Source organism: uncultured Winogradskyella sp., from assembly GCF_947498005.1.
GTDB lineage: Bacteria > Bacteroidota > Bacteroidia > Flavobacteriales > Flavobacteriaceae > Winogradskyella.
This window is the reverse complement of record NZ_CANMIW010000006.1, coordinates 278,745-296,702: the sequence shown is the minus strand read 5'-3', so window position 1 is coordinate 296,702 and position 17,958 is coordinate 278,745. Positions and strand designations below refer to the sequence as shown.

Annotated in this window: 10 protein-coding genes; 6 read left to right on the top strand and 4 right to left on the bottom strand. The window is 33.7% G+C overall.

The genetic code is table 11. The features are described from left to right. Positions 1-17: 17 nt before the first annotated feature. From Q0891_RS12755 to Q0891_RS12740, 4 genes are all read right to left on the bottom strand, one after another. A complete protein-coding gene (locus Q0891_RS12755) occupies positions 18-2,900 on the bottom strand; it encodes an alpha-amylase family glycosyl hydrolase (RefSeq protein WP_299102166.1) in 2,883 nt (960 codons plus the stop codon). Between the two features lie 68 nt (positions 2,901-2,968). After that, positions 2,969-4,339, bottom strand: coding sequence for a SusE domain-containing protein (locus Q0891_RS12750; protein ID WP_299102165.1), 1,371 nt, complete (start codon positions 4,337-4,339; stop codon positions 2,969-2,971). Positions 4,340-4,361: 22 nt separating this feature from the next. Continuing rightward, positions 4,362-5,918, bottom strand: a complete 1,557-nt coding sequence (locus Q0891_RS12745; protein ID WP_299102164.1) for a RagB/SusD family nutrient uptake outer membrane protein — start codon at positions 5,916-5,918, stop codon at positions 4,362-4,364. 10 nt (positions 5,919-5,928) lie between these two features. Beyond that, positions 5,929-9,006 (bottom strand): TonB-dependent receptor, encoded by a 3,078-nt coding sequence (locus Q0891_RS12740; protein ID WP_299102163.1) that lies wholly within the window; start codon positions 9,004-9,006, stop codon positions 5,929-5,931. A 269-nt stretch (positions 9,007-9,275) separates the two neighbouring features. Here Q0891_RS12740 and Q0891_RS12735 point away from each other — a divergent pair, with 269 nt between their 5' ends. From Q0891_RS12735 to Q0891_RS12710, 6 genes are all read left to right on the top strand, one after another. Then, positions 9,276-10,322 (top strand): LacI family DNA-binding transcriptional regulator, encoded by a 1,047-nt coding sequence (locus Q0891_RS12735; RefSeq protein WP_299102162.1) that lies wholly within the window; start codon positions 9,276-9,278, stop codon positions 10,320-10,322. Positions 10,323-10,451: 129 nt separating this feature from the next. Next, a complete protein-coding gene (locus tag Q0891_RS12730; RefSeq protein WP_299102161.1) occupies positions 10,452-11,822 on the top strand; it encodes an MFS transporter in 1,371 nt (456 codons plus the stop codon). A gap of 9 nt (positions 11,823-11,831) precedes the next feature. Further along, a complete protein-coding gene (pgmB, locus tag Q0891_RS12725) occupies positions 11,832-12,488 on the top strand; it encodes a beta-phosphoglucomutase (RefSeq protein ID WP_299102160.1) in 657 nt (218 codons plus the stop codon). 102 nt (positions 12,489-12,590) lie between these two features. Further along, positions 12,591-14,897, top strand: a complete 2,307-nt coding sequence (locus tag Q0891_RS12720; protein ID WP_299102191.1) for a glycoside hydrolase family 65 protein — start codon at positions 12,591-12,593, stop codon at positions 14,895-14,897. Between the two features lie 133 nt (positions 14,898-15,030). Continuing rightward, complete coding sequence (locus Q0891_RS12715; RefSeq protein ID WP_299102159.1) at positions 15,031-16,974, top strand: glycoside hydrolase family 13 protein; 1,944 nt, start codon at positions 15,031-15,033, stop codon at positions 16,972-16,974. Position 16,975: 1 nt separating this feature from the next. Beyond that, positions 16,976-17,956, top strand: a complete 981-nt coding sequence (locus Q0891_RS12710; RefSeq protein WP_299102158.1) for an alpha/beta hydrolase-fold protein — start codon at positions 16,976-16,978, stop codon at positions 17,954-17,956. Positions 17,957-17,958 lie beyond the last annotated feature (2 nt).

Sequence of the window (17,958 nt, the reverse complement as noted above, 5' to 3'; positions counted from 1 at the left end):
CAAAAAACACTTAATCTTTATGACTTAATTAATTTTGATGTTAATACTTGATTATTTTCGTTTTGAACTCTAACCATATATATTCCTGAATTTAAAGATGAAATATCAAACGAATCTGTTTTAGTAAAATCGCCGTTATATGACTTTACTAATTTCCCTGTTAAATCGTAAATTTCAACATTTGAAATATTCGCATTTATGCTAAACGCGTTTTCAGAAGGATTTGGGAAAATACTAAATCCATAGAAAGCTTCGTCATCAATACTTAATACAGAAGACGCTTTATTACCTAAAATTCTAAACTGACCTGAAGGTATAGAAATGGAAGTTGTTGAGTTGCTAATGGTTGTATTACCAGTTGGGTCCATTAAATCATACCAAGTTGAAGTTACACCACTCGGAAAGTTTGTATTAATTGTTTGCGTAGATACATCGAAATTAGCAAGGATAATAACATTTTTTAATTCCGTTGATGGAATTGAATTGTCAAATACATCAATTCTAGGTGTTAAACTGCCAGAAGTGATTGAGTAGTCACCTTCAAAAACGGCTTCTTCAATTTTTAGTTTATGAAGTTTAGACCAATCGTCATAGATCTGTCCTCTTAATGCTTCAGTTAGCCAGTTATTTGCCCATTGAGGTTGTGGTTTTGTATCTAATTTACAATCGCCATTGCCATCACCATCTCCAGGGAAATTAGTGGAGCCATTATTACAGGTAAAAATAGAATTCTCCATTCCTAATTCTCCGAAATGCCAAATCATTTTTGGTCCAGGAACCATAGCAGATACGGCTCCTAAAGCAGACATTCTAGATAAGGCAATATTTAAATTTTGAACATTATGGGAAGAATTACTAGTGTTTCCATAAGTAAGATTTTTAAACATTAAACGTTCTTCATCATGACTTTCTGGGTAACCAACAACTCTAGGTCCATTAAAACCAGTGTGAGCATTATGGCCAATTCTGTCAATATTCTTATCGCCATTTTGACCCATAGTTAATTCATTATAAGGTTCTGTCATTTTTCCCCACATCATAATACCTTTGCCTTCGTCTAAACGATAGTTAGCCCATTCTTTTTCTTCATTATCAGATCCTAAATGCTCAAAAATAGCATAGTGATCAGTGTCTATAGACCATGAATGATCTGCATAAGTTTTTAAAATATCTACACGATCTTGTTGATAGCCATTCGTACAACCATCGTTTCCAGATGTACAATTTTGAGTGAATCCTTTAGTTAAATCCCAACGGAAACCATCAATATTGAATTCATTAATCCAATGTTCAATCGTACGTTTTACAAAATCTTGAGTTCTAGGATTAGAGTGGTCAAAATCTTCACCAACGCTATAACTATGCAAAGCAACTTCATTAAAGTAAGGGTTTTCAGAGCTAGGCGCTCCCCAACCATCTCCATCAGGATCATTCATCCACATTCTTACCATTGGGTTTCTACCGAATGCGTGGTTAAAAGCAATATCTAAAATTACCGCTATGCCGTTTTGATGACATACATCTACTAATTCTCGTAGCTTATCCTCAGTACCATAATACTTATCTAAGGCCATATGAAATGAGGTGTTATAACCCCAACTTTCGTTACCTTCATATTCCATAACAGGCATTAATTGAATGGCATTGACATTAAGATTTTTAAAATAATTTATTCTGTCTATAATATCTTGATAGTTTCTATTAGCATCAAAGTCTCTTACTAAAACTTCATAGATAACTAAATCTTCTTTCTTTGGTTTATTGAAATTTGTAACCTGCCAATTGTAAGCAGTTTGCCCTGTTTTTAATACCGTAACTTCTCGTTCTTGACCAGCAGGATATGTTGGTAAATTAGGATATGTTGTTGCAGAAATATAAGGGTCATCAAATGGAGAAAGTACTAAGGTAGAATACGGATCTGCTGTTTTAACTAAAGATGGTGAATTAGCAATAGGTGTTTTGTCTACAACCCAATACTGGTAAGTTTCAACTTGTCCTGGCGTTAAACCAGTTAATTCTAACCAAAATTTATTATTTCGGGTAGGATCTTTCTTCATAGCATAGGCCGAATTTGGTTGCCAATTATTAAAGCTACCTGCTACATAAACAAAATCTTTTCCGGTTGCGTATAAAACTAAAACAGCTGTATTATCATCAATATATGTAATGCCATCTTCATAGGTTGTTGGCATAATACCAATATTAGATCCAGGGTCTACTATAACACTAAAGGTTTTGATAATGGTGGTGCCATTTGCCACTGCAGTTAGTTCGTAGTTTTTGTTAGCTGTAATGTTAGTGTCTACAAAACTATAACTATTAGTTGAAGCGTTTGTGTCTATCGTTGTTCCATTTGCCTTCAATGTATAGCTTGCATTACCACCTATATTTGATGCTGTAATCGATAAATCTTCACCAGAATTTAAAATTGTAGTGTCACTACTTGGAGATGTAACACTAACTTGAAATGTTCCCACTTCAAATATAAAATCACTACAACCACTAGCTTTCATTTCTTGTGAACCGTCAGCATTTCTGAAGACCATTCCCATTTGTATAACGTTGGCTGCTTGCGTAGTTGTTAAATTATAATAAGTTTCAGGCGTTAATGTAATACTAAATATTCCTCCGCCTTGATTGGTCATTTCACCAATACCATCATCTTGTCCCCAATTTCCAACAACACTAATACCAAACGCATTAGAACCGTCGCCTACACCAGAGTGCATATATACTTTAGTTGGGTTACTAAGTCCATTACAATCTGTAGCTGAACTATTAATATCAACCGAAATCGTGATACTTTCATCAACCTCAAATGGATTCGGAGTAATTGTGACCTGTGCAAATGCGAATATTGAGAGACAAATACATAGAAAGGATAAGTAAATCTTTTTCATATTTTTTTGTTTAAAAAAAGGGCTGATGTTAATCAGCCCTTTTTGGATTTAAGGGTTTTAAATCTTTTTTATTGAATTTTATTCAACATATAAGTGCCATTTGCAGTGTCCATATGAACGCGGTATAAACCAGCAGTAACAGCGATGTTATCTCCACCACCATCTAAAGTACCATCTGCTCCTGTATCTCCAAAGTCCATTGCCCAATCGTTATTGGCTCTAAATTTAATTTCACCATCTAAAAGCGTTGCAATATCACCGTAAAAGATACCAGGTTGAACTTCAGTTAGCGCGAAATCTGGTCCTGCTCCGCCCCAATCATTAAATCCAGATCCAACTATTCCCCATACATCAGTAGATTCAATTGTATAAGTACTAGCATTAAAATCTAAAGTAATAGCATAATGACCAGCTGTAACAGCGATGTTGTCACCACCACCATCTAAAGTACCATCAGCTCCAGTATCACCAAAATCAGTTGTCCATTCGTTGTTTTGTCTAAATTTAATTTCTCCGTCTACTAATTGAACGCCTACTTTAAATGTATCAGTTGTATAATCGTAATAGAACTTTGCATCTGGAGAAGCTCCCCAATCATTATAACCAGAACCTACAACTCCCCAAGAAAACGCTTCCATTGTATAGGTACCAGAAGCAATATCTAGAACAATTTTATAAGTACCAGCAGTTACAGCGATGTTTGATCCACCTGCATCTAAAGTTCCATCTGCATCATTGTCACCAAAATCATTGGTCCACTCGTTGTTTTCTCTAAATTTAATTTCACCATCAATAAGTGTAACGTAAGCGACATAGACATCAGCTTCACTTGTAGTGTAGAACTGACCATCAGGTCCTGCTCCACCCCAATCATTGTAACCAGAACCTACAACACCCCAAGTTGCTGGCATAAATCCGCCACCACCAACGCTAGTTTGTTCTTGTAATTCTACATTTAAAGCTTTTATTTCGGAATAAGATGGTAATCCATCATTTCCAATAACTGCCATTAATCTAAAATAAAGTGTTCCTGTATTAGGTTCTGCAGTATCAGGATCATTATCTAATCCAGCCACTTCTGCTAAAGCAAGCATTTGCCCAACTGTAACAGGGATTTCATTTGCTTCAGGATTAGCAGTATTGCTACCTAAATCATATAAGTTGTCTCCAGCCATGTAATCTGAAAAATCTGCAGCTGTGGCACCTTGTAGGTAATACGTAATATTAGTTGGTACCCCAAAGTCTGCATTATTCCAGGTAAAACGCTCAGCAAGATTAGCTGAAACCGCTGAATTTAAAACATAGTTTTCTAAGAATGAAGTGTTAAAGGCTACACCTTCTGCTTCATTTGCTACAAATTCTAAATCGTCATCCGTTTCACAAGCTGTAAAACTTACAACTGTAATAAATGCTAGTAGTATAAATTTTAATTTTTTCATTGTTATTTATTTTATTAGTGTATTAGTAACCTGGATTTTGTGTTAAGTTAGGATTGGCTTGTAATGCCGTTGCTGGAATTGGAAATAATTTGTAGTCATCAGATATTGATGTACCACCTGCTGTTCCACCTTTCCAAGGCCATATATAGCTACCTCCTGTAAATTTGTTGAAACGGATTAAATCACTTCGTCTCATACCTTCTAAGTTTAATTCTCTTGCGCGCTCGTCAATTATGAAATCTAAAGTTAAATCAGACATTCCAACTGCATCAGCATTAGATCTAGTTCTTACATTATTCACATAAGTTAACGCATCTGTCATCGATGTACCAGCTGCTCCTCTAAGCGCAAGTTCAGCATACATTAGGTATACATCAGATAAACGATAGAAAGGAAAGTCAGTTGAAGAGAATTCTACAGGATTTCCACTGCCATCTGAAGCTGTATTTCTAAATTTCGTAGAAGGGAAACCATCTGTCCATTCTCTGTAATCATTCATTTCATAATTATGACCTGTAGTCCAGAACAAGCTTGCTCTAACATCACTAGATGATCCTAATTCAGCTGCGCTGTTACCAAACAAACCATACCAAGCTTTTGTTGTTCTATGACCTGTCCAACCTCCAGAGGCACCAAACTGCGCTAAAGGCATAGTATCAGCACTTAAGCTTCCATTTACGATGTAAGTTGTATTACCATAACTTTGACTCGTTAAAGACTCAGCTAGTAATGGGAATATAATTTCTGGAGAGCTATTGTTATCCGAAGAAAAGATTCTTACAAAATTAGAATCTAATGAATAACCTCCTTCATTTATTATTTTATTTACATAAGTTGCAGCATCATCCCATCTTGGTGTTCCTGTGTAAACTTCTGCATTAATATATAGTTTAGCTAAAAGCATGTCTACAACAAACTTATTGGCTCTACCATAACTAGAAGTCGTTGTTATTACAGGTTCAATAGCTAAAAGCTCTGACTCGGTGTAGTTAAACAATTCTAATCTTGTCGCTTCAGGAAGCGGCTCTGATTGTCCAAAATTAACTTCAGTAGCAAGCACACCTTTTCCAAATACATCTATAATGTTATAATAAGCCAATGCTCTTAAAAAACGAGTTTCAGCAACAATGTTTTCTTCATCTGGAAAATCAGCAATATCTAATGCTTGTAAAAAGTTATTACATTGTGGAATAGTATAATACGCTCTGTCATAGAATAATCTAAAGAACTTATTATTTCTGTCCCAATTTGATGTCGTAGTTAATTGGTCTAAACCATCATCACCCCATCTGTTTTTCATTCCGTCTGCAGTAAAGTCTTGTAAATTAACAATTGCTCTTAAAAAAGCACCCTCACCAGCATCTGGACTCACAATGTCAGAACTTCCTGGTCCACTTGGCCCAGTTAGTGCATACGAAGCATATAATCTAGCTACTAATCCTTCAACTGCATTTGGGTCAGAGGCTAATAACTCTTCAAGAGTAAGTTCCACTATTGGTTCAGTATTTAAGTCATCTGTACAAGATGTGTAAATACCTAACATGGCAATACTCAATAAAATTAAAAATCTTTTTTTCATAATTTTTTTTTTAAAAATCTATATTAACACCTAAAGTATAAACGGTAGGTCTTGGATAAGCGTTTCTATCAATACCTCCAAAATTTTCTGGATCTTCACCAGAATAGTCCGTAATTAAGAATGGGTTTGTTACAGAAGCATACAATCTAAACGAGCCATCTTTAATTAACTCATTAAAACGGTAACCTAAAGCTATATTATCACATCTTAAAAAAGTAGCGTCCTCTAAATAGTAGTCTGAGAATTGTACATTTCCATTTACATTATCAATTACTGGATTTGCAGAACCGTCATAAAAATTTAAAACATTAGTTAAATTATTTTGACTAGAAAACACTGCGCTTTCGGTAAAACCAAAATTTAATTGTGCAAAATTATAGACGTTACCACCAACTTGACCTCTAAAGCTAGAGCTTAAGTCCCAGTTTTTGTAATTTGCATTTAGGTTAAAACCATATGTCCAGTTAGGTGTTACCTGCTTATAATATCTATCATCATCTGTAATTTGGTTATCACCATTTAAATCAACAAACGCATTTGGAATAGGATTACCCTGAGCATCATAAACTTGTTTGAACACATAAGCACTTCCTGCTTGTTCATCAATAGCATGTCTCAATAAATCAGCACCAGTTCCTCTTAAAGTTCCACCTGCATTTAATGTTTCTAAACTATTTAAGTCTGTAACGATTGTAGAATTGTAAGATAAGTTACCACCTAAGCTAAGTGTAAAATCATCTGTATTTATAGGAGTTAAATTAAGATTTAATTCAAATCCTTCACTTTCAGTTTCTCCAATGTTGTCAATAAATGAATTGGTCAATGCTTGTCCTGGAGGTACAGGAGCTTGAGCTAATAAATCTCTTGTGTTTCTTCTGTAAATATCAAAAGAACCAGAAAGCAATCCGTTATTGAATAAGTCAAAATCTAAACCTAAATTAATAGTACTTGTTTTTTCCCAAGTTAAGTTAGGGTTAAAGGCAACTGCAGAATAAAGTGATGAATTAGGGAAATACTGACTATTAGCATCTCCTGCTAAGAAAAGAGGGATTGATGGATAGTAACCAACAGTGCCAGTTATATCTTGCTGTCCTGTTTCTCCCCATCCTATACGTAACTTTAAAGAGTTAATAACTTTAGAGTTTTCTAAAAAAGCTTCTTCATTTATTTGCCATGCTAATGCTGCAGAAGGAAAATATCCCCATCTGTTTTCTTCTGTAAATAAAGAAGAGGCATCAGCTCTAATAGATGCTGTAAACAAATAACGATCTAAAATACTAACATTACCTCTTGCGAAAAATGATTGTAGATTTAATACATTATAATATCTAAAATTTGGATTAGCTGGATTTAAAACTGGTTCTCTTTGACCCGAATCTAAATCATACTGATAACGTTCTTGGTTACCATCATTTTTAAAATTCTGATAAGAATAACCTGCTTGTAAATCCCATTTGTTGATGACTTTACCTGTAAGTAATTTAGTGTACTGTAAAAATCCATCTAAAGTAGTGTTTGTGATTTTTTGATTTTCTCTATAGTTTACACCAGGATTGAAAAGGAAATTATTCTCTATATCTGAATTACCTGCGTTAAATTGGTAAGTTTCAAAAGAATTTTCACTAAAACGCTCTTCAATTTTAGATCCAGAAGCATCTAAACCAAAGTTTACAACAGCTTTTAGTTCAGGAAAGAAAGGCATGGTGTAATCAAATTCAACATTTCCTAAAAAACGATATACGTTTTCAGGTCTTTCACGTTGTTCTAATCTAGCCAAAGGGTTTGATTGAATGATTCTTCTAAAAGTGTCGTCATCATCAAAAGTAGTGAGGTAATACCCTCCAAATCTATTATCAGCAGAGTTGTCAAAAATAGGCTTTGTAGGATCAAATGTTAGTGCCTCACCTAAAGCTCCGTCAGAATCAATAGCGTTCTTAAAGGCAAAAATACTTTTAGCATTTACATCAATCTTAAGATTGTCATTTAATAATTTTGGAGTTAATTTAACAGACATTGTTAAACGCTCATAATCATCGTTCTTTACTATTCCTTCAGCATATGTGTATCCTACAGAACCTCTAAATGGGATCTTGTCAAATAAATTTGCTCTTGCACTAAAGTTTGTATTAGATGTTGTAGCTGTTCTAGTTATAGCATCTCTCCAATCTGTATTATAAATGTTTCTTCCGTTCAGTGTGCTAGATACAGTTTCACTTGTGCTAACAGAACCCGCTGGGACACCTAATTGGCCAACTCTTGTTGGATGATACTCTTGAATGAATCTTGAATACTCAACGCCATTCATCATATCTAAACCATCACCGATTTTACTAATTGAGTAATCTGTAGAGAACGTAAATTGTGGACCACCTGAAGTTCCTTTTTTTGTTGTAATGATGATTACACCATTTGAGGCTCTAGAACCATAAATTGCAGTAGCAGACGCATCTTTCAGTATAGAAAAACTTTCAATATCGTTAGGGTTTACTAATGTTAAAGGGTTAGATACACCAGCCGGATTATCATTACCAATTGCAACACCATCAATAACAATTAAAGGGTTGTTTTGCGCATTTAGTGATGAACCACCTCTAATTCTAATGTTCGGTGCCGCATCTGGAGAACCACCAGATGTAGTTATCCTTACACCTGCAGCCTTACCGTTTAATAATTGATCGGTAGAGACAATCGATCCTTTGTTGAAATCTTTTGATGAAACGACATCAACAGAACCTGTTGCATCTTCCTTTTTCACAGAGCCGTATCCGATTAATACAACTTCATCTAATTGTGACGCATCTTCTACAATGGCAACATCAATAGGAGATTGACCATTAAATATTATTTCTTGTGTGGTATAACCAACATAAGAAAAGACGAGAACTTCACCATTACTTACCTCTATTGAATAGTTGCCGTCAAAATTTGTCGAGGTTCCTCTTGAGGTACCTTTAATAATGACATTTACTCCTGGCAAAGGCATAGCATTTGCTTTATCTGTAACTGTACCTGTCGCAGTAGATTGCGCCATCATGGAAGCAGGTAGAATAATTAGACAGAATAGTAAAGCATTTAAAAATGTTTTCATATAATGTTTTTAGTTAATTACTTAGTTAATTGATTTATATTTTCACTTCTCGGGTTAAATCTAGGTAAATTTAATGTGATTAGCGTGTTAAAAACTATGACGAAAGTCACGAAAACGTTTGCGTGTTAAAAACTTTTAAGAAAAAATGGTATTAGCAGTAAAATAATAAAAAAAATATGTGATTTTCACTATTTCGTTTCAATATTAAGATATTGGCAATATTTAGTTTCTAATTTTGAACTATATTCGTTCCTTATTTAAAGTTAAAAATGAAAAAGAAAATAACATTAAAACAGATTGCAAGGGAATTGGATGTATCGATTTCTACAGTGTCTAAGGCCTTAAAAAATAGTAAGGAAATTAGTGCTGATACAATACAAAAAGTCCAGGCTTTTGCTAAACTCTACAATTACAGACCCAATAACATTGCGCTTAGTTTAAAAAACAGAAAGACAAATACCATCGGAATTATCATACCAGAAATAGTTCATCATTTTTTCTCTAAAGTAATTCGAGGTGTAGAATTGGTGGCTAACAAAAGAGGTTATAATGTTATCATTGGGTTGTCTAATGAGTCATTTTCAAAAGAGGTAATTAATATGGAAATGCTTGCCAATGGTAGTATTGATGGGTTTATACTTTCCATGTCAAAAGAAACCTTGCTTCAACAAGATTATCACCATTATACAGAAACTATAAATCAAGGAATGCCTATTGTAATGTTTGATCGTGTGGTATCTGAGATTAAATGTGATAAAGTCATTGTGGATGATTTTAATGGCGCAAAAAATGCTGTTAAAAAATTGATTGCTAATAAATGTAAACAGATAGCCTTAATAACTACTAAAGATTACGTTAGTGTAGGTAAACTGAGAACTCAAGGGTATCTAGAAGCTTTGCATGAGAGTAATATAACACCTCAGGCTGAATTAATTTTAAAAATGGACGATACTTTAGATTACGAAGTTCATTTAGAAAAACTTGAAGCAGAAATAGAACAACTTTTCAAGGCACATAAAAAAATTGATGGTGTATTTGCTGTAAATGAATTGTATGCTTTATCAGCTATGAAAGTAGCAAGGAGATTAGGTTTAAATGTGCCTAATGATATTCAGGTAATTGGTTTTACAGATGGTGTGTTGTCAAAGCATTCAACACCTAGTTTAACTACGGTTAGTCAGCATGCGCAACTCATGGGAGAACGTGCTGCAGATTTATTAATTGATAAAATTGAAACGGAGTTTGATACCGAAGAAGAACAGTATCAGACTGTTGTTGTTAATACGGAATTAGTAGAGCGAGAATCCACCAAATAGAATTTTATCATTGTTATTTTAAAATCTTTCATATATTTGCTCCATATTCAAAACTTATATTTTCACTTCTCACATAAGTTTTGATAAGCATAGCTTGTCAGAATAGTATTAATTTAAATATACTATTTCATGAAAAAGCGTATTCTTGGATTTTGGGAAATTTGGAACATGAGTTTCGGGTTTTTAGGAATTCAATTCGGTTTTGCTTTGCAAGGTGGCTTTATGTCACGTATTTTCCAAACACTTGGTGCAGATAAGCATGACATCCCTTTATTGTGGATTGCAGCACCTTTAACAGGTTTACTTGTGCAGCCAATTATTGGTTATATGAGTGATAGAACTTGGCACTCTCGTTTTGGAAGACGACGACCGTATTTTCTTGTAGGAGCTGTTTTGAGCTCCATAGCTTTATTTTTTGTGCCATACTCGCCAGCCTTATGGGTTGCTGCAGGTTTTCTTTGGATTCTAGACGCATCCATTAACGTATCAATGGAGCCATTTAGAGCTTTAGTTGCAGATAAATTAGATGAGTCCCAAAGAACTTATGGTTTTGTAATGCAAACTTTAATTATTGGAATAGGTACTTGGGTAGCTAGTAATTTACCTTGGTTGGTTTCAAAAATGGGCGTAAGCGATTCTGCAGGACCTGGTATTGTTACTGATTCAGTTAAGGTTGCTTTTGCTATTGGAGCATTTGTATTCTTAATAAGTATTCTTTACACTGTATTTACAACAACTGAGTATCCGCCTGAGGATATGGAAGAGTTCGAAACAGAGAAAGCTAAAAAAAGTAGTTTTGTTTCAGATATTTTAAATAATATTGGGAACATGCCATCTACAATGAAAAAATTGGGCATCATTCAATTCTTTAGTTGGTTTGCCTTTTTTACCATGTGGAGTATGGCAAATCCGGCCTTAACAGAACATGTATTTAATACACCAGCACCTATAGAAGCTAATTTTGATATGACAAGTGCTATTGATAAAGAAGCATTCGATTTAGAAAACACAGCATTTCAAAAAGCATCTAATTCAGTTGGTTCTGCAATGGGAGTTTACGGACTTTCCTCAATGGCTTTTGCTTTATTATTAGTATTTTATACTTCAAAACGAAATATAAATAGAAAATATGTGCACATGCTATCCTTAATAATAGGAGGTGCAGGTTTCTTATTAATGACAGTTGTGTCACCAGAACAACTTAAATATTGTTTCATATTAATTGGTATTGCTTGGGGAAGTATTTTGTCCATGCCATACGCCATGCTTTCTAGTTCAGTAGACCCAAAGAAAATGGGAATGTTTATGGGTATTTTCAATATGTTTATTGTAATCCCTCAAATTATTGCGGCACTTGGTGGCATTAATTTCATTTCTGGTCTATTAGGAGAAGAAGCAATACATGCTATGACCATAGCAGGTTTAAGTTTAATTATCGCTGGTTTCTGTAATTTTTTAATTACGGAAAAAGCAGCAATATCATATCAACCTACAGAATAAAATTTAAAAATGAACAAAAAAGGATTCATATTCGATTTAGATGGTGTCATTGTAGATACTGCAAAATATCACTTTTTAGCGTGGCAAAGGTTAGCTAAAGGGTTAGATATTAATTTTACTGAAGAAGAAAACGAACAATTAAAAGGGGTTAGTAGAGTACGCTCACTAGAAAAAATACTGGCTTGGGGAAATAAAACTATTTCACAAGAATTGTTTGATGAACTCATGGGTAAGAAGAATGAAGAGTATCTCAGCTTCATTGCAGAAATGGATACAAATGAAATTTTACTAGATGTCCCAAGAGTATTGAAGTTTTTGAAGGAGATGGATCAACCTATTTCATTAGGTTCTGCGAGTAAAAATGCAAGAACAATTTTAGAACGCGTTAATCTTAAATCTAGTTTTAATGCCATAGTAGATGGTAATGATGTTTCAAAAGCAAAACCAGATCCTGAAGTCTTTTTAATTGCCGCTAAAGAAATTGATGTGAAACCAGAAGATTGTATTGTTTTTGAAGATTCAGTAGCTGGTGTTACTGCTGCAAACACAGCCAATATGATTTCAATTGGTATAGGAAGTAAGGATGTTTTAGGTCACGCAAATTATGTCTTTAAAGATTTTACAGAAATATCTAATGACCTCATTAAGTCCTTAATAGAAAATTAAATAAAAGTTAAATGATTGAATTGTTCTTGTCAAAGGACTTTAAAGGTGTTTTTCTAAATTTTGAAAACACACCAAACAAAATTCAATAAATATATCATTAAAATGAACCTAGATTACATCATTCCAAACAATTGGTCAATCATAGAAGAAGGATTTGACCCAAATCAGGTGAAAGCATCAGAAAGTTTATTTAGTATCGGAAATGGTGCTATGGGACAACGTGCTAATTTTGAAGAAAAATACTCAGGCCCAACTTTTCAAGGAAGTTATATTGCAGGAGTTTACTATCCCGACAAAACCAGAGTAGGTTGGTGGAAAAATGGCTATCCAGAATATTTTGCAAAAGTATTAAACGCACCAAATTGGATTGGTATTAATGTTTCTATAAACAATGAACAACTCGATTTATTTGCGTGTAAATATGTCAAAAAATTCAGAAGAGAGTTGAACATGCAAGAGGGTTGGTTGTCAAGAAGTTTTGTGGCGACGCTTCAAAATGATATAGAAGTTGAAGTTAAAACAAAACGGTTCTTAAGTTTAAATTTAGACGAAGTAGGTGCAATAGATTTTAGTATAACACCACTAAATTCAGATGCAGAAATTACATTTGAGCCATATTTAGATTCTGGTATTACTAATGAAGATACCAATTGGGATGATAAGTTTTGGGATACATTACAGGTTAGTCATGAGAATAACCAAGCCTTTATCCAGGCAAAAACCATGAAAACAGATTTTTATACATGTACCTTCATGGAATCTCAAGTTTTTATAGATGGGAAATCTATATTGGTAGAGCCTAATTTCAAAGCAGATGCTAATTTGGCTTCATTTAGTTATGCATACGACGTTAAGCAAGGCGAAACATACGCAATAAATAAATTTGGTGGATACACCGTAGATAGAAATCACAATAAAAATGAATTAATTGCAGTAGCAAAAACGTCATTAAGTAAAGCAAAATCTTTAGGTTTTAATAATTTGTTAGAAGACCAAAAGCAAGCTTGGGCTAAAATATGGGATATGGCAGACATCACTATCGAAGGCGATGTTAAAGCTCAACAAGGTATTCGTTTTAATATTTTCCATCTTAATCAAACTTATCTAGGAACAGATCCATTATTGAATATAGGACCAAAAGGATTTACTGGAGAGAAATATGGAGGAAGTACATACTGGGACACAGAAGCATATTGTATTCCTTTCTATATGGCTACTAAAGATCAAGAAGTAGCAAGGAATCTTTTAACGTATAGATATAAGCATTTAGAAAAAGCAATAGAAAATGCAGAGAAATTAGGGTTTTCTAATGGAGCAGCATTGTATCCAATGGTAACTATGAATGGCGAAGAATGCCATAACGAATGGGAAATTACATTTGAAGAAATCCACAGAAATGGAGCCATTGCTTTTGCTATTTTTAATTATTACAGATACACAGGAGACTTCAGTTACATACCAGAAATGGGATTAGAAGTTTTAATTGGTATTGCACGTTTTTGGCATCAAAGAGCTAATTTTTCTACAAAGAAAAATAAATATGTAATCCTTGGTGTAACAGGGCCTAACGAATACGAAAACAACGTTAATAATAATTGGTACACTAACTACATTGCAAAATGGTGTATTGATTATACTTTAGAAACGATCAAAAAAGTAAAAGAAGGTCATAGCGATGATTACGCTAGGATTTCGGGCAAAACTAAAATTTCTCACGAAGAATTAGCACTTTGGGAAAAGGTAGCAGACAATATGTATTTTCCATATTCTGAAGAGGAAAACGTTTATCTGCAACAAGATGGTTTCTTAGATAAAGAATTAATTACGGTTGCTGATTTAGATAAATCGCAACGACCAATAAATCAGAAATGGTCTTGGGATAGAATTCTACGTTCACCATATATAAAACAAGCCGATTTGCTTCAAGGAATGTATTTCTTTGAAGATCAATTTACAACCGAAGAACTAGAGCGTCATTTTGATTTTTATGAGCCATTTACGGTTCATGAAAGTTCATTATCGCCATGTGTTCACAGTATTCAAGCGGCTAAATTAGATAGAATGGACCAAGCCTATACCTTCTATTTAAGAACATCGCGTTTAGATTTAGATGACTATAATCACGAAGTTCACGAAGGTTTACACATTACTTCAATGGCTGGTACTTGGATGAGTATTGTTGAAGGTTTTGGTGGTATGCGTGTTAAAAATGACACTTTATCTTTTGAGCCAAAAATTCCTTCGCAATGGGAAGGTTATTCATTTAAAGTGAATTTTAGACATCAAGTTATCACTGTAAGTGTTAACCAAAATGAAACACAATTTAAACTTGAAGGCGATAAAGAATTAACCATTTATGTAGATGGAAAAGAAGTTTCTATAAGTCCTAATAATATGGTTACTATTTAACTAAAAAGACCTAATAGGTTTTTAAAAGCAGATCGAAAATATCAATAAAAAATCCTGCAAGGTTTCAAAAACCTTGTAGGTATTCGTTTAAACTTACTACAAGGACTTGTTTCATTTTTAAAATACAATTACAATGAAAGCACTAAAACTAACTCTATTAACACTATTAGTTGCAACGGTGTTTTCATGCCAAGAAACTAAATCTGAAGAAAATGAAGTTTCAGAATCTGTAACTGAAATCCTAAATGATATTGAAAAAATGGAGCCACCACATTGGTGGGTTGGTTTCAAAAATAAAGACTTACAATTATTAGTAAAGCATCCTAATATTGGTACGTCGATAGCAAAAATTAATTATTCTGGTGTTAGTTTAGTGGAAACACATAAAGCAGATAGTCCAAATTATCTGTTCTTAGATTTAGAGATTTCTGAAACGGCAAAAGCAGGGAAATTCAATATTACATTTCAGCTCGAAGATAGTTCCGAATTAATTCAAACTTACGAGTTAAAATCACGAGATAAATCAGCGGAAGATTACATAGGTTTCAATAGTTCAGATGCCGTTTATCTTATCACACCAGATCGTTTTGCTAATGCAAACCCAGAAAATGATGAGGTTGATGGACTTTTACAACAAGGAATTGATAGAAAGGATGGTTACGCAAGGCATGGAGGCGATTTACAAGGAATTACAGATCATTTAGATTATATAGAAAACCTTGGGTTTACAGCAGTTTGGCCATGTCCTGTTTTAATAAATGATATGCCAAGTGGTTCTTATCATGGTTATGCAATGACTGATTTTTATAAGGTAGATCCAAGATTCGGAACTTTAGAAGACTATAAAAAATTAGCTTCAGATTTAGAGTCTAGAGATATGAAACTCATCATGGACCAAGTAGCAAATCATTGTGGTTTAGAACATTGGTGGATGAAAGATTTACCGTTTAAAGATTGGGTAAATTATCAAGAAAACTACGAGAAAAACATAAATAATTGGGATAGTAAAACAACCATAACTTCTAATCATAGACGTACTTCTAATCAAGATTTATACGCATCTAAAAAAGATAATGAAGGCATGACAGATGGTTGGTTTGTATCTGGAATGCCAGATTTAAATCAGCGCAATCCGTTTATGGCTAAATACATTATACAGAATAGTATTTGGTGGGTAGAAACTTTAGAATTAGGAGGCATTCGTCAAGACACATATCCTTATCCTGATAAAGATTTTATGAGTGATTGGGCAGGTTCAATAATGACAGAATACCCAAATTTTTCGATAGTAGGTGAAGAGTGGAGTTACAATCCTTTACTTATTGCGTATTGGCAAGATGGTCATAAAAACGCAGATGGTTATGAATCTAATTTAAAATCAACTATGGATTTCGCCATGCAAAGAACTATTGTTGAAGCTTTAAAAGAAAATGAATCTTGGGATAAAGGTCTGGTAAAAATGTACGAAGGTTTAGCTAACGATTTTGTGTATGCGTCGCCAAAAGATATTATGGTGTTTCCAGATAATCATGATATGAGTCGCATTTTTACACAATTAGATGGGAATATTACTAATACTAAAATGGCTCTAAGTTACCTCTTAATATTGCCTAGAATTCCTCAGATTTATTACGGAACAGAAATCTTAATGGACGATTTTGATAAACCTGGAGATCATGGGGTAATCCGTACAGATTTCCCAGGAGGTTGGGAAGGCGATTCTATAAATGCGTTTACAGGTAAAGGACTTACAGATTCTCAAAAAGAGATGCAATCTTTTTTAAGTAAGATGTTAAATTACAGAAAAACTAGTGATGCTTTACATAACGGTAAAACGCTCCATTTTGCGCCTCTTAACGGAATTTATATGTTAGCAAGAGTGATTGATGACGAAACTGTTGTTCATATTCTTAACAAGAATGATGAGGCCCAAGATTTGGATTTATCTCGATTTGAAGAGTTAGGTTTAAGCGGAAAAACGCTAACTAATATTATTTCAAAAGAAACCCTAATTTGGAATTCTAGTTTAATATTAGAAACAAAAGGAAGTACTATTTTAACAACCAAATCATTATAGCATGAAAAGTGTTTTACTACTATTGAGTGTTAGTTTATTTATGTTTTCATGTAAAAATGAAACAAAAAGTCAAGAAGTGAATACTTTAGAAATAGACAGTGTTGATGCACCTTTAAATTTTCAGCATTTAAAAAGCGCAAGACTTTATAAAGGCGAAATCCATAGAATAGATAGTTTTCCATCTAACTATATTACACCAAGACCAGTAGATGTTTGGCTGCCAGAAAGCTATGTAGAAAACAAAACTTATGATGTACTTTATATGCACGATGGTCAAATGTTATTCGATTCATTATCAACTTGGAATAAACAAGAATGGAAAGTAGATGAATGGGCTTCAGAATTAATGTCAGAAGGGAAAACTAAGGATTTTATAGTAGTTGCTGTTCATAATATTTCAAAACTACGTTGGCAAGACTTATTTCCTCAAAAGGCCTTCGATTATATAAACGAAGCCACTAAGGACAGCTTAAAAGATCTTTCGGGTTCAAAGGATTTTAAACTAAATGGCGATAATTATTTAAAATTTATTGTAGAAGAATTGAAGCCAAAAATAGATAAAACGTATGCTGTGAATCCTGAGACAGAAAGCACGTTTGTAATGGGTTCTAGTATGGGAGGATTAATGTCTATGTATGCCATTTCTGAGTATCCTGAAGTTTTTAGTGGTGCAGCATGTTTATCTACGCATTGGCCAGGTGCAATGCCAATGGAGAATAATCCGTATCCTAAAGCTATTTTTAAATATATGGACGCTAATTTACCACAAGCTGGTGGATACAGGTTGTATTTTGATTATGGAAATAAAACCTTAGACGAGCATTATCCGCAATATGCGCCAAGGGTAAATGACATATTAAAATCAAAAGGCTACACCCAAGAAAATTCTAAAAATTTATTTTTTGAAGGAACAGATCATTCCGAAAATTCTTGGAATAGTAGATTAGATCAACCACTAATGTTTTTGTTAGGTAAAGACTAAAT